General features: G+C 67.1%; 28 protein-coding genes. 25 read left to right on the top strand and 3 right to left on the bottom strand.

The window, feature by feature from the left end; all coding sequences use genetic code 11:
- The first annotated feature begins 2 nt into the window (after positions 1-2).
- Together cyoE and A6B37_RS14830 are read left to right on the top strand one after the other, a co-directional pair.
- On the top strand, positions 3-896 hold the full coding sequence (gene cyoE, locus A6B37_RS14835; protein ID WP_102773071.1) for a heme o synthase: 894 nt from the start codon (positions 3-5) through the stop codon (positions 894-896).
- Between the two features lie 17 nt (positions 897-913).
- Positions 914-1519, top strand: coding sequence for an SCO family protein (locus A6B37_RS14830; protein WP_111826184.1), 606 nt, complete (start codon positions 914-916; stop codon positions 1517-1519).
- Here A6B37_RS14830 and A6B37_RS14825 read toward each other — a convergent pair whose 3' ends face one another.
- Complete coding sequence (locus A6B37_RS14825) at positions 1520-1738, bottom strand: DUF3717 domain-containing protein (protein WP_111826183.1); 219 nt, start codon at positions 1736-1738, stop codon at positions 1520-1522.
- A 132-nt stretch (positions 1739-1870) separates the two neighbouring features.
- Between A6B37_RS14825 and A6B37_RS14820 the strand changes: the two genes are divergently transcribed.
- The 6 genes from A6B37_RS14820 (at position 1871) to A6B37_RS14795 (ending at position 8596) form a co-directional block, all read left to right on the top strand.
- On the top strand, positions 1871-2530 hold the full coding sequence (locus tag A6B37_RS14820; RefSeq protein WP_111826182.1) for a glycine zipper 2TM domain-containing protein: 660 nt from the start codon (positions 1871-1873) through the stop codon (positions 2528-2530).
- Positions 2531-2572: 42 nt separating this feature from the next.
- Entirely contained in the window at positions 2573-3307 is a 735-nt protein-coding gene (locus A6B37_RS14815) for a PhaM family polyhydroxyalkanoate granule multifunctional regulatory protein (RefSeq protein WP_102773075.1), read from the top strand.
- Positions 3308-3374: 67 nt separating this feature from the next.
- A complete protein-coding gene (glmU, locus tag A6B37_RS14810) occupies positions 3375-4748 on the top strand; it encodes a bifunctional UDP-N-acetylglucosamine diphosphorylase/glucosamine-1-phosphate N-acetyltransferase GlmU (protein ID WP_102773076.1) in 1374 nt (457 codons plus the stop codon).
- On the top strand, positions 4748-6127 hold the full coding sequence (locus A6B37_RS14805; RefSeq protein ID WP_102773077.1) for an MFS transporter: 1380 nt from the start codon (positions 4748-4750) through the stop codon (positions 6125-6127). The genes glmU and A6B37_RS14805 overlap by 1 nt, the downstream gene beginning before the upstream one ends.
- 91 nt (positions 6128-6218) lie before the next feature.
- Entirely contained in the window at positions 6219-7541 is a 1323-nt protein-coding gene (locus tag A6B37_RS14800; RefSeq protein ID WP_111826181.1) for a UDP-glucose/GDP-mannose dehydrogenase family protein, read from the top strand.
- Positions 7538-8596 (top strand): glycosyltransferase family 4 protein, encoded by a 1059-nt coding sequence (locus A6B37_RS14795; protein WP_102773079.1) that lies wholly within the window; start codon positions 7538-7540, stop codon positions 8594-8596. The genes A6B37_RS14800 and A6B37_RS14795 overlap by 4 nt, the downstream gene beginning before the upstream one ends.
- 9 nt (positions 8597-8605) lie before the next feature.
- Here A6B37_RS14795 and A6B37_RS14790 read toward each other — a convergent pair whose 3' ends face one another.
- A complete protein-coding gene (locus A6B37_RS14790) occupies positions 8606-9094 on the bottom strand; it encodes an Lrp/AsnC family transcriptional regulator (RefSeq protein WP_102773080.1) in 489 nt (162 codons plus the stop codon).
- Between the two features lie 151 nt (positions 9095-9245).
- On the opposite strand from A6B37_RS14790, the gene glmS reads away from it, so the two are divergent.
- The 14 genes from glmS to A6B37_RS14720 all read left to right on the top strand — a co-directional run bounded on the left by glmS (position 9246) and on the right by A6B37_RS14720 (position 21923).
- Positions 9246-11078 (top strand): glutamine--fructose-6-phosphate transaminase (isomerizing), encoded by a 1833-nt coding sequence (gene glmS / locus A6B37_RS14785; RefSeq protein WP_102773081.1) that lies wholly within the window; start codon positions 9246-9248, stop codon positions 11076-11078.
- A 392-nt stretch (positions 11079-11470) separates the two neighbouring features.
- The gene (locus A6B37_RS14780; protein ID WP_246842476.1) at positions 11471-12136 is read left to right on the top strand and encodes a Crp/Fnr family transcriptional regulator; all 666 of its coding nucleotides are present in this window, start codon (positions 11471-11473) and stop codon (positions 12134-12136) included.
- A gap of 97 nt (positions 12137-12233) precedes the next feature.
- Positions 12234-12983 (top strand): SDR family NAD(P)-dependent oxidoreductase, encoded by a 750-nt coding sequence (locus A6B37_RS14775; RefSeq protein WP_111826179.1) that lies wholly within the window; start codon positions 12234-12236, stop codon positions 12981-12983.
- A 67-nt stretch (positions 12984-13050) separates the two neighbouring features.
- Positions 13051-14028 carry a tripartite tricarboxylate transporter substrate binding protein gene (locus A6B37_RS14770; protein ID WP_111826178.1) on the top strand — a complete coding sequence of 326 codons (978 nt, stop codon included), beginning with the start codon at positions 13051-13053 and terminating at the stop codon, positions 14026-14028.
- A 193-nt stretch (positions 14029-14221) separates the two neighbouring features.
- Positions 14222-14722 carry a cupin domain-containing protein gene (locus A6B37_RS14765; RefSeq protein WP_111826177.1) on the top strand — a complete coding sequence of 167 codons (501 nt, stop codon included), beginning with the start codon at positions 14222-14224 and terminating at the stop codon, positions 14720-14722.
- Positions 14723-14761: 39 nt separating this feature from the next.
- Positions 14762-15076 (top strand): NIPSNAP family protein, encoded by a 315-nt coding sequence (locus A6B37_RS14760; protein ID WP_111826176.1) that lies wholly within the window; start codon positions 14762-14764, stop codon positions 15074-15076.
- A gap of 10 nt (positions 15077-15086) precedes the next feature.
- Entirely contained in the window at positions 15087-16028 is a 942-nt protein-coding gene (locus A6B37_RS14755) for a 3-hydroxyacyl-CoA dehydrogenase (RefSeq protein WP_111826175.1), read from the top strand.
- On the top strand, positions 16025-16549 hold the full coding sequence (locus tag A6B37_RS14750) for a TRAP transporter small permease (protein WP_111826174.1): 525 nt from the start codon (positions 16025-16027) through the stop codon (positions 16547-16549). Before A6B37_RS14755 ends, A6B37_RS14750 begins: the two co-directional genes overlap by 4 nt.
- 2 nt (positions 16550-16551) lie before the next feature.
- Positions 16552-17820, top strand: a complete 1269-nt coding sequence (locus A6B37_RS14745) for a TRAP transporter large permease (protein ID WP_111826173.1) — start codon at positions 16552-16554, stop codon at positions 17818-17820.
- A 27-nt stretch (positions 17821-17847) separates the two neighbouring features.
- A complete protein-coding gene (locus A6B37_RS14740) occupies positions 17848-18831 on the top strand; it encodes a TRAP transporter substrate-binding protein (protein WP_111826172.1) in 984 nt (327 codons plus the stop codon).
- Between the two features lie 13 nt (positions 18832-18844).
- Positions 18845-19639 carry an alpha/beta hydrolase gene (locus A6B37_RS14735; RefSeq protein ID WP_111826171.1) on the top strand — a complete coding sequence of 265 codons (795 nt, stop codon included), beginning with the start codon at positions 18845-18847 and terminating at the stop codon, positions 19637-19639.
- Positions 19636-20442, top strand: coding sequence for an aspartate dehydrogenase (locus A6B37_RS14730; RefSeq protein WP_111826170.1), 807 nt, complete (start codon positions 19636-19638; stop codon positions 20440-20442). The genes A6B37_RS14735 and A6B37_RS14730 overlap by 4 nt, the downstream gene beginning before the upstream one ends.
- Positions 20443-20452: 10 nt before the next feature.
- Positions 20453-21220: an SDR family oxidoreductase gene (locus A6B37_RS14725; protein WP_111826169.1), complete on the top strand. Its 768-nt coding sequence runs from the start codon at positions 20453-20455 to the stop codon at positions 21218-21220.
- 82 nt (positions 21221-21302) lie between these two features.
- Positions 21303-21923, top strand: a complete 621-nt coding sequence (locus tag A6B37_RS14720; RefSeq protein ID WP_111826168.1) for a TetR/AcrR family transcriptional regulator — start codon at positions 21303-21305, stop codon at positions 21921-21923.
- A 95-nt stretch (positions 21924-22018) separates the two neighbouring features.
- Here A6B37_RS14720 and A6B37_RS14715 read toward each other — a convergent pair whose 3' ends face one another.
- Positions 22019-22324, bottom strand: a complete 306-nt coding sequence (locus A6B37_RS14715) for a hypothetical protein (RefSeq protein WP_146748011.1) — start codon at positions 22322-22324, stop codon at positions 22019-22021.
- Between A6B37_RS14715 and A6B37_RS14710 the strand changes: the two genes are divergently transcribed.
- The 3 genes from A6B37_RS14710 (at position 22323) to A6B37_RS14700 (ending at position 26575) form a co-directional block, all read left to right on the top strand.
- Complete coding sequence (locus A6B37_RS14710) at positions 22323-23732, top strand: PLP-dependent aminotransferase family protein (protein WP_111826166.1); 1410 nt, start codon at positions 22323-22325, stop codon at positions 23730-23732. The genes A6B37_RS14715 and A6B37_RS14710 overlap by 2 nt on opposite strands.
- Positions 23733-23828: 96 nt before the next feature.
- Positions 23829-25007 carry an acetyl-CoA acetyltransferase gene (locus A6B37_RS14705; protein WP_111826165.1) on the top strand — a complete coding sequence of 393 codons (1179 nt, stop codon included), beginning with the start codon at positions 23829-23831 and terminating at the stop codon, positions 25005-25007.
- A gap of 17 nt (positions 25008-25024) precedes the next feature.
- Positions 25025-26575, top strand: a complete 1551-nt coding sequence (locus A6B37_RS14700; protein ID WP_111826164.1) for an AMP-binding protein — start codon at positions 25025-25027, stop codon at positions 26573-26575.
- Positions 26576-26598 lie beyond the last annotated feature (23 nt).

Below are 26598 nucleotides of genomic sequence, written 5' to 3'. Positions count from 1 at the left end.
TCATGACCAGTATTGCCGCTCCCCAATCCGGATTGCTCCGCCAGTATTTCGTCCTCACCAAGCCGCGCGTGACGCAGCTGGCGGTGTTTTGCGCCGTGATCGGCATGTTCCTGGCCGCGCCCGGCATTCCCGACATGCGCCGGGTGCTGTTCGGCACCATCGGCATCTGGCTGCTGGCCGCCGCCGCCTTCGCCATCAACTGCCTGATCGAACAGGAAGTCGACGCGCGCATGCTGCGCACGGCGCGCCGCGCTACCGCGCGCGGCACGATCTCGGCGTTCCAGGTGCTGAGCCTGTCGGGCCTGCTGGGCGGGGCCGGCATGTTCGTGCTGTACCACCTGGTCAACCCGCTGACCATGTGGCTGACCTTCGCCACCTTCGTCGGCTACGCCGTCATCTACACGGTCATCCTCAAGCCGCGTACGCCGCAGAATATCGTCATCGGCGGGCTGTCCGGCGCCATGCCGCCGGCCCTGGGCTGGGCCGCGGTGGCCGATTCCGTGCCGGCCGAGGCCTGGGTCCTGGTCCTCATCATCTTCATCTGGACGCCGCCGCACTTCTGGGCGCTGGCGCTGTACCGCAACCACGATTACGCCAAGGCCGGCCTGCCCATGCTGCCGGTGACGCACGGCAACCAGTTCACGCGCCTGCACATCCTGCTCTACAGCGTGGCCCTGATGGCCACCACGCTGCTGCCCTACGCCATCCGCATGAGCGGCGAACTCTACCTGGCCAGCGCGCTGGCGCTGGGCGGCATGTTCGTGTCGTATGCATGGCGGCTGTACCGCGCCTACAGCGACGAGCTGGCGCGCAGCATGTTCCGTTTTTCGATTCTTTACCTGGCGCTGCTGTTCGGCGCCCTGCTGGCGGACCACTGGGTCGGCCTGCTGCGCTGATGTCCTGGAGGTTGTCGATGTCCGTGTTTTCCGCCAGCCGCCGGCTGGCCCTGCGACTGGGCGCAGCCGCCGCCTTCGCCGCCGCCCTGGCCGCCTGCGGCGAGAGCGCGCCCACTTTCAAGGGCAGCGACATCAGCGGCACCCAGCTGGGCCGTGGCATGGAGCTGTCCGATTTCAACGGCAAGACGCGCCAGTTGTCCGACTTCGCCGGCAAGGTCGTGGTGGTGTTTTTCGGCTTCACCCAGTGCCCGGACGTGTGCCCCACGTCGCTGGCCGAACTGGGCGAAGTCATGAAAAAGCTGGGGCCTGACGCCGACCGCGTCCAGGTGCTGCTGATTTCGGTCGATCCCGAGCGCGACACGCCCGAGGTCCTGAAGCAATACGTGACCGCCTTCGATCCGCGCTTCCTGGGCCTGACCGGCACGCCGGACCAGGTCAAGAAGGCCGCGGCGTCGTTCAAGGCCTATTACGCCAAGGCGCCCACCAAGGACGGCGGCTACACCATGGACCACACCGCCGCCTTCTACCTGTTCGACGGCAAGGGCGAATCGCGGGTGCTGGCCAACAACAATATCGGCGTGGACGCGCTGGCCCACGACATCCAGGCGCTGCTGAAGCAGTAACTAAAGCGTCGCCGCCCAGCCGTCCAGCGCGGCGCGCGCCGCCTCGCCGAGTTCGGCGGTGGCGATCTCGCGGCGGTGGGCCATGATCATCAGCGCGTAGGGCGCCGCCAGCGCGGCCGCCTCGGGGCAGAGCCGGCATTCGTCACCGACCGAGGGCGATACGTTGCGCCAGTAATTGATCGCCTGTTCGAGCTGGGGCAGGGTGATGACGGAGTCCATGGACCTATTGTCCACGATTGGCCTGCGCTGTCCACCGGCGCGCCGGGCTGCAAAGAAGCGTCACCATCGCAACATGCCGAAACCGCGGGCGGGTGCTATACCACTGCCGGTTAGTAACGATGGAGCATCGTCATGAGTACCCCTACCCGAATCGACTCTCCGCGCCGCGGCCTGCATCCGCTGGTGGCGGCCGCCGCAATCGCCGTCATCGTCATGTGCTCGGTCGGCGTGGCCGCCGTGATGGGCTGGCTGCCCACGCCTTCGGCCAATCCGCATGCCGACGAACCGGTGGCCGAGGCCGGCCCGGAAGGCGCCAACCTGGCCCCGCTGCCGGCCGAATCGGCGCAGGCCGCGGCCCAGACGCCGTCCCAGCCCGCGCCTGCGCCCAAGGCCCGTCCTGCCCCCGCCCCGGCGCCCGCTCCCGCGCCCGCCAAGCAGGCCTGCGCCAACTGCGGCGTGGTCGAAACCATCCGCCAGGTGCAGGTGCCGGCCAAGGACGATAGCAACCATCTGGTCGGCACCATCGCCGGCGGCGTGGCCGGCGGGGTGGTCGGCAACCAGTTCGGCGGCGGCAGCGGCAAGACCGCGCTGACCGTGCTGGGCGCGGTCGGCGGCGCTTTGGCAGGCCGTGAAGTTGAGCGTAATATCAGACAGCAACAAACGGTGACGCACTATGAGCTCACCGTGCGCATGAACGACGGCAGCAAGCGCCAGTTCCGCAGCGCCCAGCCGTTCGCGTTCGCTTCGGGCGACCACGTGCGCGTGGAAAACAATCAGCTGCTGCCGGGATGAGCCCGGCGCGAGCCTAATCATCCGTCTTTGGGGAGACCAGGAATGAGCGACCAACAATCCAACCCGTTCGTCCTGCCCGGCATGGGCCAGCATTCCGACTTGTCGGGCAACCCGCTGCTGGCCAGCATGGAAATGATGCGCCAGGCCTGGGCCGGGCTGACCGGGCCCGGCGGCCTGGCCAGCAGCCTGCCCATGGCTCCCCCGATGAACCTCGAAGACCTGGACCGCCGCATCGCCGAACTGCGCTCGGTGGAAAACTGGCTGCGCATGAACCTGAGCATGCTCTCCAGCACGATCCAGGGCATGGAAGTGCAGCGCTCCACCATCAGCACGCTGCGCGCCTTCGTCGACAGCGCGGCCAACATGGACATGGCGGCCGTGCGCGCCAGCGGCGCGGCCTCGCCGCTGGAAGTGGTGCTGGGGCTGAAGCCCGCGCCCAAGCCGGCAGCGGCCAAGGCGCCGGAGAGCGCCGGCGCCAAGGACGGGCAGGCGCAGGCGGCGGCCGACGAGGCGCCCGCCAGCGCGCCGGGCATGAGCGAGCAGATGGGCGCGGCGGCCCAGTCGGCCTCCAAGGCCTGGTGGGACCTGCTGCAGCAGCAGTTCAACCAGATCGCGGCCGCCACCGCCGCTTCCATGCCGGCCGCGCCCGCCGCCGCGCCCGCGCCGGCCAAACCGCAGGAACCCGCGCCCGAGGCGGGCGCCGCCAAGCCGGCGGCGCGCAAGCCCGCGGCCCGCGGCGCCAAGGCCGCCAAGAAAACCGGGCCTGGCGCGAGCTAGCCCTCTCTTTCAATCGATGCCCCGGCCGGCCGCCAGGCCGCCGGGCCGTCTCAACACCGTGGAACTTATGCTTAACGTAGTGATTCTCGCCGCCGGACTGGGCAAACGCATGCAGTCCGATCTTCCCAAAGTGCTGCACACGCTGGCGGGCAAGCCCATGCTGGCCCACGTGCTCGACAGCGCGCGCGCGCTCGAGCCGGCGCGCATCATCGTCGTGGTCGGCCACGGCGCGGATCGCGTCAAGCAGGCTTTCGAAGGCCAGCCCGACCTGCACTTCGCGCTGCAGCAGCCGCAGCAGGGCACCGGCCACGCGGTGCAGCAGGCCGTGCCGCTGCTGCTGGAAGGCGGCGGCCAGGACGACGTGACGCTGGTGCTGTACGGCGACGTGCCGCTGGTGCAGCCCGACACGCTGCGCCGCCTGCTGCAGGCCCGCGGCGCCGGCGCCGCCGTGCTGACCGAAGTGCTGGCGGACTCCACCGGCTACGGCCGCATCGTGCGCGACGCCGCCGGCAACGTGTGCCGCATCGTCGAGCACAAGGACGCCTCCGAAGGCGAGCTCGCCATCAAGGAAGTCAACACCGGCATCCTCAGCGCGCCCACCGCCAGGCTCAAGGACTGGCTGTCCCGCATCGACAACAACAACGCCCAGGGCGAGTACTACCTGACCGACACGGTCGGCCTGGCCGTGGCCGACGGCGTGCCGGTGGGCGCGGCGCAGCCGGGCGCGGCCTGGGAGACGCTGGGCGTGAACAGCCGCGTCCAGCAGGCCGAACTGGAGCGCCGCTGGCAGGCCGAGCAGGCCCGCCGCCAGCTCGAAGCCGGTGTCACGCTGGCCGATCCGGCGCGCTTCGACGTGCGCGGCACGCTCACCTGCGGGCGCGACGTGTTCATCGACGTGGGCTGCGTGTTCGAAGGCAGCGTGACGCTGGCCGACGGCGTGCGCGTGGGTCCGCACTGCGTGCTGCGCGACGTCAGCGTCGGCGCGGGCACCCAGATCGAGGCCTTCAGCCACCTGCAGCAGGCCCTGGTGGGCAGCGACGCGCGCGTCGGCCCGTATGCGCGCCTGCGCCCCGGCGCCGAGCTCGGCGACCGCAGCCACGTGGGCAACTTCGTCGAGATCAAGAAAAGCGTGCTGGGCGAGGACAGCAAGGCCAATCACCTGGCCTACATCGGCGACGCCGACATCGGCGCGCGCGTGAACGTGGGGGCGGGCACCATCACCTGCAACTACGACGGCGTGAACAAGCACCGCACCGTCATCGAGGACGACGCCTTCATCGGCTCGGACACCCAGCTGGTGGCGCCGGTGCGCGTCGGCCGCGGCGCCACGCTGGGCGCGGGCACCACGCTGACGCGCGACGCGCCGGCCGACAAGCTGACCGTCTCGCGTCCCAAGCAGCTCACCATCGACGGTTGGCAGCGCCCGGTCAAGAAATCGTGATGGAACAGCAAGACCGGGCGCCGGGCGGCGGCGCCAAGCCCGCCCCGCCCGACGGCCTGCCGACGCCGCGGCGCTATTGGGCCGCGGCAACGGTGATGACGGGCATCAGCCTGTCGGTGCTGGACACCACCATCGCCAACGTCGCGCTGCCCACCATCGCAGTCGATCTCAATGCCTCGCCGGCCCAGGCGGTCTGGATCGTCAACGCCTACAACCTGGCCGTGGTGACCATGCTGCTGCCGCTGTCGGCGCTGGCCGAGCGCATCGGTTTCCGCCGCATGTTCTCCTTCGGCCTGGCGCTGTTCACGCTGGCCTCGCTGGGCTGCGCCCTGGCCGGCACGCTGTGGCAGCTGACGGCGGCGCGGGTGTTCCAGGGCATAGGCGCGGCCACGCTGATGTGCATGTTCGGCGGGCTGGTGCGCAACATCTATCCGCTCAAGCTGCTGGGCCGCGGCATCAGCATCAACGCCACCACGGTGGCCATCATGTCGGTGCTGGGGCCGACCATCGGCTCGGCCATTCTCTCGGTGGCGCCCTGGCCGTGGATCTTTGCGGTCAACCTGCCCATCTGCGTGCTGGCCATGCTGGGGCTGCGCCACCTGCCGGAAGTGCCGCGCAACGACGTCAAGCTGGACTGGATCAGCGCCTTGCTGTGCATGCTGACCCTGGGCGTCTTCATTTCCGGCGTGGACATGATGGGCGAGGACCTGCTGCGCGGCATCGGCCTGGTGGCCATCGCCACGGTGGTCGGCCTGCTGCTGGTGCGCCGCGCCAGCCGCCAGCCCGCGCCGCTGGTGCCGGTGGACCTGCTGCGCATCCGCCCGCTGGCCTTCGCCGTGGCGGCCTCGGCCTGTACCTTCGCGGCGCAGATGGCGTCGTATGTGTCGCTGCCGTTCTATTTCCAGCAGGTGCTGGGCCGGCCCTACCTGGAGGTCGGCATGCTGATGGGCGCCTGGCCGGTGGGCACCGCCATCATCGCTCCCGTGGCGGGACGGCTGTCCGACCGCTACTCGGCCGCCACGCTCAGCGGCGTGGGCGCGGCCACCATGGTCATCGGCATGCTGTGGCTGGCCGTGCTGCCGGCCAGCGTCTCGAACTGGCCGGTCATCCTCGGGATGTTCGTGGCCGGCGTCGGCTTCGGGTTCTTCCAGACGCCCAACAACCGCGCCCTGCTGTCGTCGGCGCCCCGCTCGCGCAGCGGCGCGGCCGGCGGCCTGCAGGCCACCACCCGGGTGTTCGGCCAGAGCTTCGGCACCGCGCTGGTGGCGATCGCGTTCAGCATCAGCCTGGCCCACGGTCCGGCCCTGGCCCTGGTGCTGGGCATGATCTGCGCCGGCCTGGCGGTGGTGGTCAATACGGTGCGCTTCGCCAAGCTGTAGGGCGTCGGCCCCGCGCCGCTTCTATAATGGCGGCCTGCGCCCGGCTGCCGATGCCGGGCGCGGGACTCGTCCATTTTTAAGGTGTGCAGGCATGAAGATCACGGTCGTGGGTACCGGTTACGTGGGTTTGGTGTCGGGGGCGTGCCTGGCCGATATGGGCAACGACGTCATGTGCCTGGACCTCGACGCCGACAAGATCGCCCTGCTGCGCCGCGGCGGCATCCCCATCTACGAGCCCGGCCTGGAAGACCTGGTGCGCCGCAACGTGCAGGCCGGCCGGCTGCATTTCACCGACGACGTGGCGCAAAGCGTGGCCTTCGGCGACGTGCAGTTCATCGCCGTGGGCACCCCGCCGGGCGAAGACGGCTCGGCCGACCTGAAGTACGTGCTGGCCGCCGCCCGCAACATCGCGCGCCACATGACGGCGCGCAAGCTGATCGTGGACAAGTCCACCGTGCCGGTGGGCACGGCCGACAAGGTGCGCGAAGTGGTCGCGCAGGAACTGGCCGCGCGCGGCGTGGACATTCCGTTCAGCGTCGCGTCCAACCCGGAATTTCTCAAGGAAGGCGCGGCCATCAACGACTTCATGAGCCCCGACCGCGTCGTGGTCGGCGCCGACGACGAATACACGATCGGCGTGATGCGCCGCATCTACGAGCCGTTCCAGCGCACCCACGACCGCCTGATGGTGATGGACGTGCGCTCGGCCGAACTGACCAAGTACGCCGCCAACGCCATGCTGGCCACCCGCATTTCGTTCATGAATGAAATGGCCAACCTGGCCGAGGCGCTGGGCGCCGACATCGAGCAGGTGCGCCGCGGCATCGGCGCCGACCCGCGCATCGGCTACCACTTCCTGTATCCGGGCGCCGGCTACGGCGGCTCGTGCTTTCCCAAGGACGTGCAGGCGCTGGTCAATACCGCCGCCGAGAACGCGCTGCCGATGCGCGTCATCGAGGCGGCCGAGGCCGCCAACCACGCGCAGAAATTCCGCCTCTCCGAGAAGCTGGTGAGCCACCTGGGCGAAGACCTGCGCGGGCGCAGGATCGCGCTGTGGGGCCTGTCGTTCAAGCCCAATACCGACGACATGCGCGAAGCGCCCAGCCTGACCGCGATCGCCGAACTCACGCGGCGCGGCGCCGAGGTGCGCGCCTACGACCCGGTGGCCATGCACGAGGCCGCCCGCGTGCTGGCCGGCCAGCACGGCGTCACCTTCGCCACCGACATGTACGACGCGCTGGACGGCGCCGACGCGCTGCTCATCGCCACCGAATGGAAAGTGTTCCGCGCGCCCGACTTCGATCGCGTGAAATCCCTGCTCAAGACCCCGCTCATCATCGACGGCCGCAACCTGTACACGCCGGCCGACGTGCGCGCGATGGGCTTCCAGTACTCCGGCATCGGGCGCGCATGAAAATCCTGCAGCTGAACTTCGAGAAAGGCTGGCGCGGAGGCGAACGGCAGACCCTGTACTGCATGCGCGCGTTCCGCAAGGCCGGCCACGAAGTCGAAGTCATGTGCCGCGAGGGCGCGCCGCTGGCCGAGCGCGCCCGCCAGGAAGGCTTCATCGCCCACACCTGCCGCAATGTGCCGGGGCAGCTGGCCTTTCTGGCCGGGGCCGGGCGCTACGACATCGTCCACGCCCAGACGGCCAACACCATCACCTGGGCGGTGCTGACCAAATGGCTGCACCGCCGCCCGGTGGCGTTCTCGCGCCGCACCTCGTTCGCGGTCAAGCCCGGCGACGAATGGAAGACCGGCTTCAAATGGCGCCACGCCGATCTGTTCGTGGCGATCAGCGAAATGGCCGCGGGCGAGCCGCGCCGCCTGGGTATCGAACCCGTCATCATCCGCAGCGCCGTCGAGCCGCACCGGATCGACGCCGAAAACGTCGCCGGTCTGGTGCGCGAATTCGATCTGGACGGCAAGAAGGTCATGGCCACCTCGGCCGCGCTGATCCGCGACAAGGACCCGGTGACGCTGGTGCGCGCCGTGGGCGAATTGGCCAGGACGCGCCGCGATTTCGTGTTCCTGCACTTCGGCGCCGGCGGCGACCGCGAACAGCAGGCCAAAGACGAGGCGCGCAGGCTGGGCATCGAGGACGTCTACCGCTTCGCGGGTTTTCGCAAAGGCGTGGAAGACTTCTACAGCATCCTCGACGTGTTCGTCATGAGCTCCGAGGAAGAAGCCCTGGGCAGCAGCGTGCTCGATGCCTTCCTGCAGCGGGTGCCGGTGGTGTCCACCGACGCCGGCGGCCTGAAGGAAAGCCTGGCCGACGGCCGCGGCGTGCTGGTCGCCGTGGGCGACTTCAAGGCCATGGCCCAGGGCATGGCGCGCTGCCTGGACGACGCGGCCTTCCGCCAGGAAGTCACCGAGCGCGCCTACGAATACGTGCGCAGCGAGCACGACGTGCAGGAAATGGGCAACCGCTACCTGGCGCAGTTCGAGCGCCTGCTGGCGCGCCGCTGAAGCCCGCGTTCAGGCGCGCAGGTCGATGCGCGTCTCGAACTTGGCGCGATGCACCGAGAAGAACGTGCGCACGTTGCGCACATTGGCCTGGGCGGTGAACGCCCGGTGCGCCAGCGCGTGATAGGCCGGCATGTCCCGGACCTGCGCGATCACCACGAAATCCGGCCCCGGCGAGACCCGGTAGCACTGCAGCACCGCGCGCTCGGCCTGCAGGCTTTGTTCGAACTCGTCCAGGCGCTCGGCCGCCTGCACGTCCAGCGTGATTTCCACGATGGCCGTCAGCGTGCTGCCCAGCTTCTCGGGCGCCAGGATCGCCACCTGCCGGTCGATCACGCCTTCGTCCACCAGCCGGCGCACCCGCCGCAGACAGGTCGGCGGCGAGGCATGCACGCGCAGCGCCAGGTCCTGGTTGGTCAGCGAGCAGTCTTCTTGTAACTGTTCAAGAATGCGCCGGTCCAGATCGTCCAGCTCAGGCAGCGTAATCGGCGGGTTTTGCATGATTAATTTCAAAATCGTCGTCTATACGAAAGATAATTTAATCACAAATATGTAAGGGAATTAACTTACATATATGGCCAGATAAAGAAATCAAATTTCTTGCCGTCGCGAGCACAATGCGTCCGTACCTGAACTTTCCGGAGCTCATCCTATGTGCGGCATTGTTGGCGCCGTCGCCCAGCGCGACATCACCCCGATCCTGGTCGAAGGCCTGAAGCGCCTGGAGTACCGCGGCTATGACTCCTGCGGCGTCGCCGTCTACGCCGACGGCCACCTGCGCCGCACGCGCAGCACGCAGCGCGTCTCCGAGCTGGCCGCCCAGGTCGAGCAGGACAAGCTGCAGGGCTATACCGGCATCGCCCACACCCGCTGGGCCACCCACGGCGTGCCCGCCACCCACAACGCCCACCCGCATTTCTCGCACCTGGGCAACGACGAGCCGCGCATCGCGCTGGTCCACAACGGCATCATCGAAAACCACGACGAACTGCGCGCCGAGCTGCAGGCCGTGGGCTACGTGTTCGAGAGCCAGACCGACACCGAGGTCATCGCCCACCTGGTCAACCACCTGTACGCCGGCGACCTGTTCGAAGCCGTGCAGAACGCCGTGCGCCGCCTGCATGGCGCCTACGCCATCGCCGTGTTCTGCCGCGACGAACCGCACCGCGTGGTCGGCGCGCGCCAGGGCTCGCCGCTGGTGGTGGGCGTGGGCCAGAACGAAAACTTCCTGGCCTCCGACGCGCTGGCCCTGGCCGGCACGACCGACCAGATCATCTACCTGGAAGACGGCGACGTCGTCGACCTGCAGCTGGCGCGCGTCTGGATCGTCGACGCCGCCGGCAAGAACGTGCAGCGCGAAGTCCACACCGTGCACGTGCACACCGGCGCGGCCGAGCTCGGCCCCTACCGCCACTACATGCAGAAGGAAATCTTCGAGCAGCCGCGCGCCGTCGGCGACACGCTGCAGGACATCGAGGCGATCACGCCCGAACTCTTCGGCGACGACGCCTACAAGATCTTCAAGGACATCGACTCCCTGCTGATCCTGGCCTGCGGCACCAGCTACTACGCCGGCCTGACCGCCAAGTACTGGATCGAATCGATCGCCAAGATCCCGGTGGCCGTGGAAATCGCCAGCGAATACCGCTATCGCGACAGCGTGCCCAATCCGCGCTCGCTGGTCGTCACCATCTCGCAGTCCGGCGAAACCGCCGACACGCTGGCCGCGCTCAAGCACGCCCGCTCGCTCGGCATGGAAAACACGCTGACCATCTGCAACGTGTCCACCAGCGCCATGGTGCGCGAGTGCAAGCTGTCGTACATCACCCGCGCCGGCGTCGAAATCGGCGTGGCCTCGACCAAGGCCTTCACCACCCAGCTCACCGCGCTGTTCCTGCTGACGCTGGCGCTGGCCCAGGTGCGCGGGCGCCTGAGCGACGAGCAGGAGGCCGAACACCTGAAGGCCCTGCGCCACCTGCCGGTGGCCATCGGCTCAGTGCTGGCGCTCGAACCCCAGATCATGGCCTGGGCCGACCGCTTCGCCTCCAAGGAAAACGCCCTGTTCCTGGGCCGCGGCATGCACTATCCGATCGCCCTGGAAGGCGCGCTCAAGCTCAAGGAAATCAGCTACATCCACGCCGAAGCCTACCCGGCCGGCGAACTCAAGCACGGCCCGCTGGCCCTGGTGACCGAGCACATGCCCGTGGTCACCATCGCGCCCAAGGACGAACTGCTGGAAAAGCTGAAGTCCAACATGCAGGAAGTGCGCGCCCGCGGCGGCGAACTGTACGTCTTCGCCGACGCCGACAGCAAGATCCAGAGCGCCGAAGGCATGCACGTGATCCGCATGCCCGAACACTACGGCAAGCTCTCGCCCATCCTGCACACGGTGCCGCTGCAGCTGCTGTCGTATCACACGGCTTGCGCGCGGGGGACGGACGTGGATAAGCCGCGTAATTTGGCTAAGAGTGTGACGGTGGAGTGAGGCGGGGAAGGGGTGCAGAAGGGCCGCTTGGCGGCCCTTCTTTTGTTGCCCCACGCTCATCACGCGGTATGCCATCAAATGACTTGGGCTGGGTCCAGGACTGGATGTGTATGAATGAAAGAAGGGCTTGTCTCGGCCGATAGCAAATTCATCGTGAGATGAACAGGCTCTTTCTCTACAGGAGGGGGACCGCTGAGGATGCCTCCCCCCAAAAGACATGCGGCGTCCGTGTACAACGCAACCCGCTAGCTTCTGCAATGGAAGCTGCAACCGACTCCATACCATCCTCGGTGTGATGCATCGCTTGGAAAAGGGCATTGGGATAATAGGCGCACCTTTTCAGGTAATCTGCGATCGCGCGTCGTCAGGCGCGCTTGCACGTAGGAGCGGCCGTGGTTATCGATGTCAATTATTCATCCTGGGATACATCGCGCAAATTCGGCGCAACCTGGCTGCTGCATACCGAGTTGGGGCGGGTGCGCGCGATCGCCGAAGGTCAGACGCTGTACAGGCAAGGCGATGTACATGATAGTTTCTTCCTGGTGCGGTCAGGTTTCTTGCATACGATCGTGCACGGCACCAATGGCGGAGTCCTGCTATTGGAAATCTTCGGGCCGGACGCGATTTTCGGCGAAGCCTCAGCCTTCGTCGGTGAGCCGCGCTATGTCACAGCCAGGGCGGTGACGCCCGCCGTTGTATCTGAGTATCGGGTCTCCGAGCTGTTGCCAGTGCTGGCCACCGAACCCGCTCTGGCCGTCTCGTTGATCCAATTGCTGGGCATCAAGCACCGTATTCTCATCGGTAAATTGCTGCGGGCTACATCGGCCAGTCCACGTGAGCGGCTGGAAGGCCTGCTCGGTCGCATTGCAGCAGGCTCGGAAGAGACCCGATCGCTGCGCTTAACGCACGAGCAGTTGGCCAGTATGACCGGCCTGAGCAGGGTGACGGTGACCCGTACGCTGAAAGCCATAGCCGCCGATGGGCTGATTTCCACACGTGGCAAAGGTGTGGAAATTCGCGACATCGAGCGCCTGCGCGAGCGGCTGGAGCTGTTCTAACGGCGCGGTGAAAATCCCGGCGATTTTGTAGCCTGCGATACAGGCTGTCGTCCGCTTCGCTTCTAGAGTGATGGCTTTCACGAGGAAAGCTGGCGGCATGCTGCTGAACAATGTACTTGCTTTGGTGACGGGCGCCGCGCAGGGCAACGGTCGAGCGATTGCGCAGGGCCTGGCCGCGCAGGGCGCGATGATCGCCGTGTGCGACATCAATCGGGCCGGCGCGCAGCGCACGGCCGCAGCATTGCGTGCCGAAGGTGCACGCGCCATAGCCTATGAACTGGATGTGCGCGACGCAGCGCGCTGCGTCGCGATCGCACGACAGATCGAAAAGGAAATGGGGGCGATTTCCGTGCTGGTGAACAATGCTGGGGTGCGTCCGAGGCATGCGTTCGATAGCGGCGAGCGCGATGCGCTTTGGCGCCAGGCCATGGATGTGAATGTAGACGGCATCCGCAGCATGACGTTTGCCTGCCTGGAGAGCCTGGCGGCCACGCGTGGCGCAGTGATCAACATCACCTCGATCGCGGCAAGCCGTGCCTCGGCGCAGTCCATTGCCTATTCAACGTCCAAAGCGGCTGCTCAGATGCTGACCAAGGTGCTGGCGCTTGAGCTGGCGCCGCGCGGCATTCGTGTCAATGCGGTGGCGCCCGGCGTGATCGAAACGGCCATGACGCAGTCCAGCAGAGACGATCCCGAGCGATGCCGCGCCCTGATGGCGCGTATTCCGATGCGCCGGTTCGGCAACCCGCAGGACCTGGTGGGTCCAGTGACGTTCCTCGCTTCGCCAATGTCGGCCTATGTCACCGGCGCCGTGCTGGCGGTCGATGGAGGATTTCTGGCTGTTTGAATACTGGCGCCCACGCCGATAACGAAGCCCGTCCAGGAGGACGGGCAAATACTGGAGGAGATCCACCATGAAATCGCTGTTCCGTACCCTCTCTGCTGCGACGCTCGCACTGGTCGTGGTGACGCCGCAGGCGCTGGCGCAGGACGTCTATCCAACGCGGCCGATCCGCATCGTGGTTCCGTATCCGGCGGGCAGCGCATTGGAGTCGGTGGCGCGTACCGTGTCGCAAACCTACAGCGATAACCTGGGTCAGCCGGCGGTCATCATTAACAAGCCGGGCGGCTCGGGAATCATCGGCACCCAGGAAGTAGCCCGCGCGCAGCCTGACGGGTACACCCTGCTGCTGGGCACGAACCAGACGCACGGCGCGAACTCTGCGCTCTATTCCAACCTGCCGTACGACGCGCTGGGCGATTTCACGCCCATCGCCGGGTTGGCGCGCATGCAGCACGTGCTGGTGGCGCGCAAAAACCTGGGCGTGGACAGCGTGCGCGGCCTGATCGAGCTGGCCAACAAGCCCGGCGCGAACCTGAACGTGGGCTCCAGCGGCAATGGCTCGGCCTCGCACCTGGTTGCAGAGATGTTCATGCGCAGCGCGGACGTGAAGATGGCCCATATCCCGTACAAGGGCTCAGGGGAAGTCGCCCAGGGCTTGCTGGGCGGGTTCGTGGATGTGTCGTTCGCCACTTTGCCCAGCGTCCTGCCCTTTATCAATGATGGCTCGATTGTGGCACTGGCCGTGGCCTCGAAGGACCGCGCGCCGCAGCTCGATCATCTGCCCACGCTGGCGCAGGAAGGTGTGCCCGATGTCGAGGCCGATGCCTGGACGGCGCTGTTCGCACCGGCCGGCACGCCGCCGGCGGTGCTGGCCAAGATTTCGGCGGTCACGATCAACGCTTTTAAGGATCCCGGCGTGGTTGAGAAGATCGGCGCCACCGGCTTCGTGCCGGAGGTCTCAGATGGCGGATCGTTCAAGGACTTCCTGGCGCAGGACATGCAGCGCTGGGCGTCCGTGATCGAGGCGGCCAACGTCAGGCTGGATTGAGCTTCGCGACGGCCTGCCAACCGGACGCACACTCGCTTTCCTGCGAAAAGGAATTCTAGAGCCGCTTCATAGGGCACGGAACCGTCGCCATAACTGACTTTCATGTCAGTTTTATTGGGGGAATTCCCTACTATATGCCGTTCTCGCCGCTCCCATATACTGACTATCATGTCAGTAATTTGCGGAGTGCGAGATGGTTTCTGAACATCAGCCCGGCGTGGCCGTGGTGATCGGCCCGGACGAGGGAGATAGCTATTGGCAGCCCGTACCGGCCAACGGTTTCGTGCGCACCTTGCTCAATCGCGCCAATACCGGCGCCTCGATCGACTTCAGCGCTGGCACGCAGACGGTGGCGCCTGGCTGCCACGTGCGCGAGCACTTCCACGACGACCGCGAAGAGGTGATCTACGTCACGGAAGGTCAAGGCCTCGCGTTCGTGGACGGTAAGGAATACCCGATGGCGCCCGGAACATGCCTGTTTCTGGGCAAGCAACGCAAGCACCGCTTTCACAACGATGGCCAACAGCCGCTGACTTTTTTCTGGATGCTGATGCCCGGGGGGCTGGACGATTTCTTCCGCCAGATCGGCCGGCCGCGCACACCGGGCGAATCCGCTCCCGCGCCTTTCCCGAGGCCGGACGATATCGAACGCATCGAAGCCAATACGGTTTTCGGCTGGACCGCCAAGTCCTGAGACTGCCGCCTCCCTCTTTTCCCTCGACGGATGTCCCCAGTGTTTATCGAAGAACGCGATTACCGCATCAAGCCCGGCAAGGCCGGCCTGTTCGTGTCCACCTATGAGCAATACGGCCTCGGGCTGCAAAAAAAATACCTGGGCAAATTCCTGGGCTATTTCATGACGGAAGTCGGCGAGCTGAACCACGTGGTGGCCTGGTGGGCCTACGACAGCCTGGACGAGCGAGATGCCGCGCGCACGCGCATGCTGGCCGATCCCGAATGGCAGTCGTACCTGGACCGGGTCACCGACCTGATCGACATCCAGCAAACCCGGATCCTGAAGCCGGTCTCGTTTTCTCCGATCCGCTGAGCAGCAAACCATGAAGCATGCAGTCGTTGTGGGGGGAGGCATCATCGGCGCCTCCTGGGCCGTCGTGTTCGCGCGCGCCGGCTGGCGCGTGACCGTCGTGGAGCGAGACACCGCCAGCCTGGTGGATCTGTCCGCGCGCCTGGTCAGGATGCTGGAAGACAGCGCGGGCCTGCTGTGCGGCGGCGATACACCGGCCATCGCCGCCGCGCGCATCGGCGCCACGGACGATCTGGCCGCCGCGGTTCCCCAGGCCGACTACCTGCAGGAAGCCGTATCCGAAGACCTGGAGCTCAAGCGCCGCCTGTTCGCCGACCTGGACGCGCTGGCGCCGCCGCATGCCGTGCTGGCCAGCTCCACCTCGACCTATGGCGCCAGCCAGTTCACCGCCGACCTGGCCGGGCGAAGACGCTGCCTGGTCGCGCACCCCATGACACCGCCGCACCTGTCGCCCGTGGTCGAAATGTGCCCCGCTCCCTGGACCGATCCGGACGTCCTGGCCCGGGCCGACGCTTTCATGCGGGAACTGGGGCAGCACCCGGTGCGCATCAATAAAGAGATTCCGGGCTTCGTGCTGAATCGCCTGCAGGGCGCCCTGCTGATGGAGATGTTCCGCATGATCGCGGGCGGCGTGATCGCGCCGGCCGACGCCGATGCGCTGATCAGCCAGGGACTCGGCCTGCGCTGGGCGACGCTGGGCCCGCTGGAAGGTGTGGACCTGAACGCCCCTGGCGGCATTGCCGATTATCTGCGGCGCTACGGCCACATCTTCAACGACATGGCCGCCGGGCAGGGCCTGCCGGCGCCCGTGGATGAAGCGCTGATCACGGCGCTGGACCAGGCCCTGCGGCAGGCGCTGCCGCTCGACGGGCTGGCTGCCAAGCGGCAATGGCGCGACCGGGCGATCGCCGGCGTGCGCGTGGCGCTAAGAGATTACACAGGGGAAAAACCATGAAATTGATAGGCGCCGTGGACGGACTCAACCGCCTGGTGTGCTGGCTGCTCGCGGCCATGATGCTGGGCATGACGCTATGCACGTTATGGCAGGTGGCCGTGCGCTTCCTGTTGACCGGGCTGGGATGGAATGTGGCAGCGCCATGGACCGAAGAGGTGGCTCGCTACCTGATGATCTGGATCATCTTCCTCGGCGCGGGTGTGGCTTGCCGCCATGCGCAGCTGATCGCGCTCGAACTCGTAGTCACGCGGCTGCCGGCGGCGCTGGGCCGCCTGCTGCGCTATGCCGCGCTGCTAGGCTGCCTGGCTTTCTTCGTCCTCATGATCGCGCTGGGCCTGCAGTTCGTGGAGTTCGGCGAGATAGAGACGAGCCCGGTGCTGTCGCTGTCCAAGGTCTGGGTTTACCTGGCGATGCCGTTCGGATTCGGCCTCATGTTCCTCAACACCCTGACGCTGATCGGCGAATGCCTGCTGCAGCGTGGCGATATCCGCCACACCGGTCAGGCCCATGCTGCGGAGTAATCATGCTATCTGCCGTCGTATTGCTGTTGCTGTTGTTCGCCGCCAGTATTCCGGTGGCGCTGAGTCTGGGCATCGCCCCGCTGCCGGCGCTGCTCGCGCGCGACGTCCCGCTGCTGGCGGTTCCCCAGACCATGTTCGAAGCGATGGACTCGTTCGCGCTGATGGCGGTGCCCTTCTTCGTGCTGGCTGGCCGCCTGATGCAGACGGGTGGCATCGCCAGCCGCCTGATGGACCTGGGGCTGGCGTTGATCGGCTGGGTCAAGGGCGGGCTGGGAGGCTCCGCGGTGCTGACCACGATGTTCTTCTCGACCATTTGCGGCTCCTCGTCGGCCACCACCGCCGCCATCGGTTCAGTGATGATCCCGGAGATGGAGCGCAGGGGCTATCCGCGTCCGTTCGCGGCGTCGGTGATCGCCTCCAGCGGCGAGCTGGGCGTGATCCTGCCGCCGTCGGTGCCGATGATCATCTACGCCATGCTCACTGGCGTTTCGGTGGCGGACATGTTCGTGGCCGGCGTTCCGGCGGGTCTGCTGATCGGCCTGTCGCTCATCGCCACCATCATGGTGATGTCGCGCCTGCACGACTACGGCGCCTCGCAAAAGCTCGGCTTCGGCGAATGGGCCGGCAATGTCTGGCGCGCGCTGCGCCATGCCAGCCTCTCGCTCTTGATGCCCGTCATCATCCTCGGCGGCATCTACGGCGGTTTCTTCACCGCGACCGAGGCCGCAGTCGTGGCCGTCGCGTACACCTTCATCGTCAGCGTCTTCATCTACCGCGAGATCAAGTGGAAGGACCTGCCCGCCATCTTCTGGTCATCGGCGGTCACGTCGGGCATCGTCCTGCTGATCGTGGGTTTCGCCTCGGTGTTCGCCTATGTGCTGTCGCTCTACCAGGCCCCGCAACAGGTGGCGCAGGCGCTACTGAGCGTGTCGGACAGCCCGCTGGTGTTCCTGCTGCTGGTGAACGTGGCCCTGTTGGTGGTTGGCCTCTTCATGGAGACCTTCGCCGCGATCCTGATCCTCGCGCCGGTCCTGGCGCCGGTCGCCGTCAGTCTGGGAATCGACCCCGTGCATTTCGGCCTGATCGTCATCGTCAACCTCGCGGTGGGCATGGTGACGCCGCCGGTCGGCGTGAACCTGTTCCTGGTTTGCGGCATCGCCAAGGTATCGATGGAGCGCCTGATGCGGCCGCTCTCGGTGTTCCTGGCCGTGCTGTTGCTGGACCTGATGATCATCACCTATGGGCCGACGCTCTACGCCCGCTTTTTTTAAACCCGTAAGTTCCAGAGGAAGTGCTCAATGACTATCGTCAAATCCCTGCTCGCCGCGCTGGCCCTGGCCGGTGTTTCCCTGGGCGCCGCCGCCCAGCCCATCCAGATCAACATCGGGCATGCCCTGGGCGACACCAGTTCGTACCAGGCCGCCGGCCTCCACTTCGCCGAGCTCATGAAGCAGAAAGTCGGCGACAAGGTCAATGTCACCCTCTATCCCTCGGGCGGCCTGGGCGGCGAGCTCAAGCTCGTCCAGGGCACGCGTACCGGGGTGGTGGATGCGATGATCGTCGCGCAGGCCTCGCTGGAGAACACGGTCAAGGAATACCGTGTGCTGTCGCTGCCGTACCTGTTCAATGACTACCAGGAGGCCAACCGCATCATCCAGGGACCGGTAGGTGACCGCCTGCTGGGCGTGCTACCCAAGTACAACATGGTGGGCCTGGGCTGGGGCGCGGTGTATGCGCGCAGCCTGGCCTCCATGAAGCCGATCCCGGACCTGAACGCAATGAAGGGTCTGAAAGTGCGCGTGATCCAGTCTCCCGGCTTCGTCGAGGCTTACAAGGCGTTGGGCTCGCAGCCCACGCCGACCGCCTACGCCGAACTGTTCCTGAGTCTGCAGAACGGCGTGGTGGACGCCGCCGAACTGAGCCCCGATCAGACCGTGGCCGACGGCTTTGCCGAAGTGATCAAGTACTACTCGGCAACCGCCGTGCACCAACTGCCCAGCCTGTTCATCATTTCCAAATCCAAGTTTGACCGCCTGCCCGAGGACGTGCGCGCGGCGGTGGTGGAAGCGGGACGTGAATCCATGAAGGTGGCCGTGCAGTTCCAGGACAAGAAGCTGGCCGAAGCCTTCGATGTGCTGAAGCAGCGCGGGGTGAACGTGCAGTATCCGGACCTGGCGCCGTTCCGCGCTGCCGCGCGCGGCTCCTGGCCGGAGATCGCGAAGGCGGCGCCTGGGGGCGAGCAGTTCCTGGCCGAAATCGAGGCCGCCCGGGCGGCGAAGTAAGGCGGCCCCGGCCATGACCGACTTCATCGTGCCCCTGCCGGACGGGGCCAGGCTGGCGGCGAGCGAGACGGGCGAAGGCGAGCCAGTGCTTTTGGTCAGCGGACTGGGCGGCACCGGCGGGTTCTGGGCGCCCGTCGTGGCCACCCTGCCGCGGCGCCGTTGCGTGGTGTTCGATCAGCGTGGCGTTGCGGCTTCGACCCGCGGCGAGGCTTGCGTCGACATCGCGCAGCTTGCCCGTGACGCCTGGGCTGTGCTGGACGCGCGCGGCATTTTCCGCGCACACCTGGTAGGCCACTCCACCGGGGGCTGTATCGCGCAGGAAATGGCCTTGCAGGCGCCCGACCGCGTGGCAGGCCTGGTGCTGGGCGGAACCTGGGGCGGGACCGACGCCTATATGCAGGCGCTGTTCGCCATGCGCCTGACCCTGCTGGATGCTTCCCCGGCCTTGTACGAACAGACCGGCGCCTTTCTTTCCTACCCGGCTCGATGGCTGATGGAACACCCCGCGGCCATCCAGCCGTCGGCGGGAGACTGGCCAGCGGCGCGCGTCGCCGTCGTGCGCGAACGCATTGCCGCACTGCTGGCCTACGACCGCCGGGCCGACCTGCCGCGCCTCGCCGCGCCCGCGCTGGTGCTGGGCGCGCGCGACGACCAGATCGTCCCGTTCGCGCTGCAGCAGGCGCTGGCCGCGGCGCTGCCCCGCGCGACGCTGCACGGCTTCGACGGCGGCGGCCACTTTTTCCCCGTCGTGCGCACCGCAGACTACACCGCGGTGCTCACGGATTGGCTTGGACAGTATTCCCTATGACGCACCGCATCGCATTCATCGGCCTCGGCGCCATCGCCTCGGACGTGGCCGCCGGCCTGTTCGCAGATCTCGGCTCGGCCTTCACCCTCGCCGCGCTTACCCACACGCCGGCCGCCTCCGGCCCGGATCCATGGGCCGGAAGGATCGCGCCGCTTGCCACGCTGGACGACCTGCTGTCCTGGCGACCCGACCTGGTCGTCGAGATGGCCGGCCAGCCCGCGGTCCAGCAGTACGGCGAGGCCTGCCTGGAGGCCGGCCTGGACATGGTGATCTGTTCCGTCGGCGCACTGGCCGACGACGGGCTGCTGGCGCGCCTGATCGCTGCCGCGGAGCGCGGCCGTGCCCGCATCCGCGTGCCGTCCGGCGCCGTGGCGGGCCTGGACTACCTGCAGGCGCTGGCGGGCCGGGCCGATGCCCAGGTGGTCTACGAATCCCGCAAGCCGGTGGCCGCGTGGCGAGCCGAATTACTGGCCCTGGGCATCGACCCGGAAACGCTGGACGCCAGCCGCGTACTGTTCAACGGCCCAGCGCGGGAAGCCGCGCTGCGCTTTCCGAAGAACCTGAACGTGGCCGCCACCCTGGCGCTGGCCGGCGTTGGCATGGAACGCACACGCGTGGAGGTCGTCGTCGATCCCCTGGCTTGCGGCAACCAGCACACCGTGCGGGTCACGAGCCCGTTAGGCGACATGCAGATCCAACTGGTCAACGCGCCGGCGCCAACCAATCCCAAGACCTCCTGGCTGGTAGCGCAGAGCGTCCTGTCCACCATACGGCGCCACCTGGCGTCTTTCACCATAGGCTGACGGAGCATCCATGTCTCAACGCTTGAAGGACAAGATCGCGATCGTGACGGGCGCGGGTTCCGGCATCGGCGAGGCCACTGCGCGCCTGATGGCGCGCGAAGGCGCCACCGTGATCCTGGCCGACCGCTTTGCGCCGGCCGCCGAAGCCGTGGCCCGCGACATCTGCACGCGGGGAGGCACCGCCGAAGCGCGCGAAGTGGACGTGGGCGACGCCGCCGCCATGCGCCGCATGATAGAGGCGGTCGCGCAGCGCCACGGACGCCTGGACGTGCTGGTCAACAATGCCGGCTATGGCATCGCCGCCAACGTCGTCGACACCGACGAGCACGAGTGGGCGAAGCTCATGCGCGTCAACGTCGATGGCGTCTTCCATGGCTGCAAGTACGCCATTCCCATCATGCGGCGGCAGGGCGGCGGCGCCATCGTGAACACCGCCTCCGCGGGCGCGCTTGTGGGCCTGCGCGAGCGCGCCGCCTATTGCGCCTCCAAGGGCGCCGTGGCCGCGCTGACCCGCGCGATGGCCCTGGATCACGCCGCCGAGGGCATACGCATCAACTGCGTGGCGCCCGGCACCATCGAGTCGCCGTACTTCCGCGACATCTACGCGCGCAGCCCCGATCCCGAGGCCTTGCGCGCCACGCTGGCGGCGCGCCAGCCCCTGAACCGGCTCGGCACCCCGGAAGAGGTCGCCCGGGCGATCGTCTTCCTGGCCAGCGACGACGCGTCTTTCGCCACCGGCAGCACCCTGGTGCTGGACGGCGGCCTGACCGCCGCCTAGCGCCGGCGACACGGATCGGATGCCCTAAAATGCGGCAGGTCCGCGCCTGGCGGAGCGCCCGCATGCAGGAGGAATTCATACGGTGAAAGAAACCCAGACTCAGGTGCCGATGAAGGAGCGCATCAAGGAAGTCGCCACCGATATGCTGATCGAGCATGGAAGCTCCGGCTTCCGTTTTCAGCAGATCGCGCAGGCGCTCGATTGCACCCGGGGCAACGTTCACTACCACTACCGGCACAAGCACGAGCTGGTGGAGGACGTCACCATCGAATACTGTCAGCGCACGATCGGTCATTTCGACCAGATCTGGCTGTCGGCCTCCTCGCTGTCCGAGAAAATCCGGCTCAGCATGCAATTCAACGAAATGCGCTACCTGAAGCGCAACCCGCAGGGCAACACCAGCAATCCGTGGAGCCTGATCGCGCGTATGCGTCTGGAAAGCGCCCTGATCACCCCGGCCGCGCGCGAAGCGCTGGCGCGCTATTCGCACGACCTGCAGCGCAGTGTGGTGGCGGGCGTGAGGCAGGCCGTGGAAGCCGGCGAACTCAAGCCCGACACACCGGTGGAACTGGTGGCGCTGCCCATCATCGAAATGGCCAATAGCGCCGACCCCATCACCCGGGACGCCGGGCGTTTCGATCGCCTGCGCCTGATGTACGAAGCTATCGACCGCCTGGTCCACGACGCCTACGGCGCGCTGTAGGCACCGGACAGACAGCGGCGCCGCTGTCACTGGTTGAGCATGGGCGCCGGAACAGGCCGCCGACAAACTCGCAGCTTAGCGACAAAGGACCGGCCCTACGGCGCCTTCATCTCCTGCTTTTTCTTCTTCTCCTCTTTTTCTCCGTCGTAATGGGACTTGATGGCGAGATACATGCCCGTGCCCAACACGAGGAGCTTGAACGTACCGAAGACTACAGGGATCCAAAAATTCATCATTTCCTCGAAACGAGCGCAGGTCGGACGCGCGGAGTGAACGCTATACTCCCTACAAACCAGCCGAATTTTAGCGTCAAAATCCATACAAACTGTTGAATTTCTCGGTTTGTATGTTTTTTCCTGCCTGTGCAGGGTGCAAAAACCCCATACATCAAGATAAGGCATGTCTCTCCCACGTCGCCTGAAGAAAGCAAACACGTCTTGGGTGCGGCCCCTGACCGCGGGCTCGGGCCCCCGGTACCAGCAGATCGCCGCGCAAATCGTCACGGCGGTGGAGGACGGCGTGCTTCGGGCGGGTGACCGCCTGCCCCCGCAGCGCGAGCTGGCCCAGGCATTGGGCGTCGATCTCACGACCGTCACCCGGGCGTACACGGAGGTCCGCCAGCAAGGCCTGCTGGAAGCCCAGGGGTCGGGCGGGACTTATGTGGCCTATTCGGACTCCGAAACGGCGGGGACGATCGACCTGGGCATGAATATCCCGCCGTTGCTCGGCAGCGCGGAGTTTCTGCACATGCTTGCGCAAGGCGGCGGCGCGACGCAGGCGGCGGCAAGCTCGATGGACCTGATGAGCTATCACGTGGGGGCGGGGGCCAGCCGGCATCGGGCAGCAGCGGCGAAATGGCTGCGGCCGATGATAGGCGACACGGAGATCGAGCGGATCGTGGTCTGCCCGGGCGCCCAGACCGCCATCGCGGCGCTGCTGCTGGCCAGGAGCCAGTCCGGAGACGCCATTGCATGCGATGAGCTGACTTATCCGGGTTTCCTGGCCGCGGTACGCGTACTTCAGCGCCAGGCCGTCGGGGTGAAGTCGGATGAACTCGGCATGGACCCCGCCGACCTCCAGCGCGTGTGCGAGCAGCATCGTCCCGCGATGCTGTACCTGAATCCGACGATCCAGAACCCCACTGCGCTGACGCTCTCCCACGAGCGGCGGACGGCGCTGTTGCGTGTTGCCGAGGAATACGCGCTGCCGGTGATCGAGGACGATCCCTACTGGCTGTTGAGCGATCGTGCGCCGAGCACGATGTTCTCATTGGCCGCCAACACGTCCGCGGCCCCGGTCTACTACGTCTCGACGCTATCCAAATGCATGGCGCCAGGGCTGCGAACGGCTTACCTGGTCGTGCCTGCCGGTGAGCCGTTGAGTCCGGTTCTCGATGCCCTGCGTTCGCTGGCCCTGATGCCCGCTCCCTGGATGACTGAAATGGCTTCGGCCTGGATAGCGTCGGGGGCTGCCGCTCAATGGCTTGCACAGGTCAAGAACGAGCTGCGGCATCGGCAGGCCATTGCCGCATCGATCCTGCCCGGCAATATCCAGGCCGACCCGAACGGGCTGCATCTCTGGCTCCAGTTGCCGCGTCATATCGACCTCTACCGGCTTACGCAAACGGCGCTGCAACAAGGGGTGAGCGTCACCGACTCGGAGTCGTTTTCCACGGAGGCCCACAGCCCCGCAGCGCTTCGTGTGTCGTTGGGCGGAGCCATCGACCGGAATCGCCTGACGCAGGGCCTGACCCGGTTGGCGGAGCTGCTCAAGGGCGATCTTGCCAGGCGGGTGTCCAACGTCGTGTGATCTTTCTGTACGTATTTTTGTACGTAGCTGCACGTATGGATATACGGGGTACGTCGTCCGATACTGAAAAAACCAGAAAAATCAACGGAGACGACGATGCCCGGCATACCGGTATCCATCGTGGGCAGCGGCCATACGCCCTTCGGCCGCCTGGACGCCCTGAACCTCGAACAGCTTATCGTCATGGCCGCCACGGAGGCGATCGAGGATGCCGGCGTGGACCCGGCCAGCATCGACGCAGTGTTCCTGGGCAATTTCAACGCCGGCCTGGTGCCTGACGCCTTCGCCGCCTCGCTGATCCTGCAGGCCGCGCCGGCGCTGCGCTTCAAGCCGGCCACCCGTTGCGAGAACGCCTGCGCCTCCGGCTCGGCGGCGCTGCATGCCGGCATGCGCGCCATCCAGGCGGGCGCTGCGCGCACCGTGCTGGTGGTGGGCGCCGAGAAAATGACCTCGCGCACCACGGCCGAGGTTACGCAAGCGCTGGCCGGCGCGGGCTACAAGAACGATGCCGCCGAGGCCGGGCTGAGCTTTCCGCAGCTGTTCGCCCTGGCGGCCGGCCAGTACGCCGAGCGATACGAAGATCCGCTGCCCGCCATGGCCCGGATCGCCGCCAAGAACCACGGCAACGCCATGGACAACCCGCTGGCGCAGATGCACCGGCCCATGGACGCGGACTTCTGCAATACCGTGTCCGACAAGAACCCCCTCATCGCGCCGCCCTTGCGCCTGACGGACTGCTCGCTGGTCACCGACGGCGCGGCGGCGGTCGTCCTGACCGCCGCCGAACATGCGGCGCCGTTCGCCCGCGAAGTGCGTATTCGCGCGGCCTGCCAGGTCAACGATTTCCTGCCGCTGCGCGGCCGCGACCTGCTGGCCTTCGAAGGTCCGCGCCGCGCGATTTCGCAGGCCTATGCCGACGCCGGAATCGGCGCGGGCGACCTGGATTTCGCCGAGGTGCACGACTGCTTCACGATCGCCGAGCTGCTGATCTACGAGGCGATGGGACTGGCCCCGGCGGGACAGGGGCGGCGGGCCCTGGACGACGGCACCGTGCTGCGCGACGGCAGCCTGCCGGTGAACCTGTCCGGCGGCCTGAAGGCCAAGGGGCATCCGGTCGGCGCGACCGGCGTGTCCATGCACGCGCTGGCGTTCCGCCAGCTCACCGGCCGCGCCGGCGGCATCCAGCGTCCCGGCGCCGAACTCGGCCTGGTGTTCAACATGGGCGGCGCGGCGGTGGCCAACTATGCCTCGATCCTGCAGGCAGCCCGGGCCTGAGTTTTCGCTCCCGCATCATGAATATTTCGAACTGGCTGCACGCCGCGGCCTTGCTGCATCCCGACAATCCGGCCCTGTTCCAGGGCGACCGCCTGCACGCCGACTACCGGTCCTTCGCGCTGCGCGCCGGCGGCCTGGCGCGCTGGCTGGCCGGACACGGCGTGACCGAAGGCGACCGCGTCGCGCTCTTCATGAAGAACCGGGTCGAGTACCTGGAGCTGTTCTACGCCTGCTGGTGGATCGGCGCCATGGTGGTGCCGGTCAATCCGAAACTGCATCCCAAGGAAGTGGCCTGGATTCTGGACGATTCGCAGGCCCGGGTCGTACTGACCGACACCGCGCAGGATCTGCCGGGCGATTGCGTGCCCGCGGCGTGCCTGCATTTGGAACTCGACGGCCCTGCCTATGAAGAGGCGGCCCGCGCCGGGCTGGCCGACGGCCTGCGCGCGCCGCTCGCCCTGGCGCCCCAGGCGCTGGCGTGGCTGTTCTATACGTCCGGCACCACCGGCCGTCCCAAGGGGGTGATGCTGACGCATCGCAACCTGGTGGCCATGTCGCTGTGCTACGCCGCCGACGTCGAAACGGTGGCGGCCGGCGACAGCATGCTGTATGCCGCGCCCATGTCGCACGGCGCCGGGCTGTACCACTTCGTGTACGTGCGCCGCGCCGCGCGCCATATCGTGCCCGCCAGCCGCGGCTTCGATCCGGCCGAGATCCTCGACACGGCCGAGGCCTGCGGTTCGCTGTCCTTGTTCGCGGCGCCCACCATGGTCAAGCGGCTGGTCGAGCAGGCGCGCCGCGACGGGCGCGACGGACGCGGCCTGCACACCGTCATCTACGGCGGCGGCCCCATGTACCAGGCCGACATCCTCGACGCCCTGCAGGTGCTGGGGCCGCGCTTCGCCCAGATCTACGGCCAGGGCGAAAGCCCCATGACCATTACCGCGCTGGCGCGCGAGATCATCGCCGACCGCGCGCATCCGCGGTGGCAGGCGCGCCTGGCCTCGGTCGGCGTGGCGCAGAGCTGCATGGAAGTGCGCGTGGTCGATGCGTCCATGGCGGACGCGCCGGCCGGCGTCGAAGGCGAAGTGATCGTGCGCGGCGACGCCGTCATGGCGGGCTACTGGAACAACGAAGCGGCCACGCGCGCCACGCTGGTCGACGGCTGGCTGCGCACCGGCGATATCGGCCGGCTGGACCAGGAAGGTTTCCTGACGCTGACCGACCGCAGCAAGGACGTGATCATCTCGGGCGGCTCGAACATCTATCCGCGCGAAGTGGAGGAGGTGCTGGCCCGCCATCCGGCCGTGCTCGAAGTGGCGGTCGTGGGGGCGCCCAGCGCCCAGTGGGGCGAGGAAGTGGTCGCCTTCGTGGTGTTCAGGCCGGGCGCGCAGGCGCCGGCAGAGGAGCTGGACCGCTGGTGCCGCGCCGAGATCGCCGCGTTCAAGACCCCCAAGCGTTATTGCTTTCGCGCGGAGCTGCCCAAGAACAGCTACGGCAAGATTCCCAAGACGGAGTTGCGCGAAGCGCTGCAGGCCGAAACGGCAGCGCGCCCCGGCACGGCCTGACGCACAGGCCGGCCCAATCAACC

The organism is Achromobacter sp. HZ01 (assembly GCF_003267925.1).
In the GTDB taxonomy this organism is placed as follows: domain Bacteria; phylum Pseudomonadota; class Gammaproteobacteria; order Burkholderiales; family Burkholderiaceae_B; genus Achromobacter; species Achromobacter pulmonis_A.
Note: the sequence above shows the minus strand (reverse complement) of the source record. Positions and strands in the feature narration are given on the sequence as shown.

Coding starts and splice junctions, on each gene's coding strand:
- cyoE (WP_102773071.1), top strand. CDS start 3: ATGACCAGTATTGCCGCTCCCCAATCCGGATTGCTCCGCCAGTATTTC.
- A6B37_RS14830 (WP_111826184.1), top strand. CDS start 914: ATGTCCGTGTTTTCCGCCAGCCGCCGGCTGGCCCTGCGACTGGGCGCA.
- A6B37_RS14825 (WP_111826183.1), bottom strand. CDS start 1,738: ATGGACTCCGTCATCACCCTGCCCCAGCTCGAACAGGCGATCAATTAC.
- A6B37_RS14820 (WP_111826182.1), top strand. CDS start 1,871: ATGAGTACCCCTACCCGAATCGACTCTCCGCGCCGCGGCCTGCATCCG.
- A6B37_RS14815 (WP_102773075.1), top strand. CDS start 2,573: ATGAGCGACCAACAATCCAACCCGTTCGTCCTGCCCGGCATGGGCCAG.
- glmU (WP_102773076.1), top strand. CDS start 3,375: ATGCTTAACGTAGTGATTCTCGCCGCCGGACTGGGCAAACGCATGCAG.
- A6B37_RS14805 (WP_102773077.1), top strand. CDS start 4,748: ATGGAACAGCAAGACCGGGCGCCGGGCGGCGGCGCCAAGCCCGCCCCG.
- A6B37_RS14800 (WP_111826181.1), top strand. CDS start 6,219: ATGAAGATCACGGTCGTGGGTACCGGTTACGTGGGTTTGGTGTCGGGG.
- A6B37_RS14795 (WP_102773079.1), top strand. CDS start 7,538: ATGAAAATCCTGCAGCTGAACTTCGAGAAAGGCTGGCGCGGAGGCGAA.
- A6B37_RS14790 (WP_102773080.1), bottom strand. CDS start 9,094: ATGCAAAACCCGCCGATTACGCTGCCTGAGCTGGACGATCTGGACCGG.
- glmS (WP_102773081.1), top strand. CDS start 9,246: ATGTGCGGCATTGTTGGCGCCGTCGCCCAGCGCGACATCACCCCGATC.
- A6B37_RS14775 (WP_111826179.1), top strand. CDS start 12,234: ATGCTGCTGAACAATGTACTTGCTTTGGTGACGGGCGCCGCGCAGGGC.
- A6B37_RS14770 (WP_111826178.1), top strand. CDS start 13,051: ATGAAATCGCTGTTCCGTACCCTCTCTGCTGCGACGCTCGCACTGGTC.
- A6B37_RS14765 (WP_111826177.1), top strand. CDS start 14,222: ATGGTTTCTGAACATCAGCCCGGCGTGGCCGTGGTGATCGGCCCGGAC.
- A6B37_RS14755 (WP_111826175.1), top strand. CDS start 15,087: ATGAAGCATGCAGTCGTTGTGGGGGGAGGCATCATCGGCGCCTCCTGG.
- A6B37_RS14750 (WP_111826174.1), top strand. CDS start 16,025: ATGAAATTGATAGGCGCCGTGGACGGACTCAACCGCCTGGTGTGCTGG.
- A6B37_RS14745 (WP_111826173.1), top strand. CDS start 16,552: ATGCTATCTGCCGTCGTATTGCTGTTGCTGTTGTTCGCCGCCAGTATT.
- A6B37_RS14740 (WP_111826172.1), top strand. CDS start 17,848: ATGACTATCGTCAAATCCCTGCTCGCCGCGCTGGCCCTGGCCGGTGTT.
- A6B37_RS14735 (WP_111826171.1), top strand. CDS start 18,845: ATGACCGACTTCATCGTGCCCCTGCCGGACGGGGCCAGGCTGGCGGCG.
- A6B37_RS14730 (WP_111826170.1), top strand. CDS start 19,636: ATGACGCACCGCATCGCATTCATCGGCCTCGGCGCCATCGCCTCGGAC.
- A6B37_RS14725 (WP_111826169.1), top strand. CDS start 20,453: ATGTCTCAACGCTTGAAGGACAAGATCGCGATCGTGACGGGCGCGGGT.
- A6B37_RS14710 (WP_111826166.1), top strand. CDS start 22,323: ATGTCTCTCCCACGTCGCCTGAAGAAAGCAAACACGTCTTGGGTGCGG.
- A6B37_RS14715 (WP_146748011.1), bottom strand. CDS start 22,324: ATGCCTTATCTTGATGTATGGGGTTTTTGCACCCTGCACAGGCAGGAA.
- A6B37_RS14705 (WP_111826165.1), top strand. CDS start 23,829: ATGCCCGGCATACCGGTATCCATCGTGGGCAGCGGCCATACGCCCTTC.
- A6B37_RS14700 (WP_111826164.1), top strand. CDS start 25,025: ATGAATATTTCGAACTGGCTGCACGCCGCGGCCTTGCTGCATCCCGAC.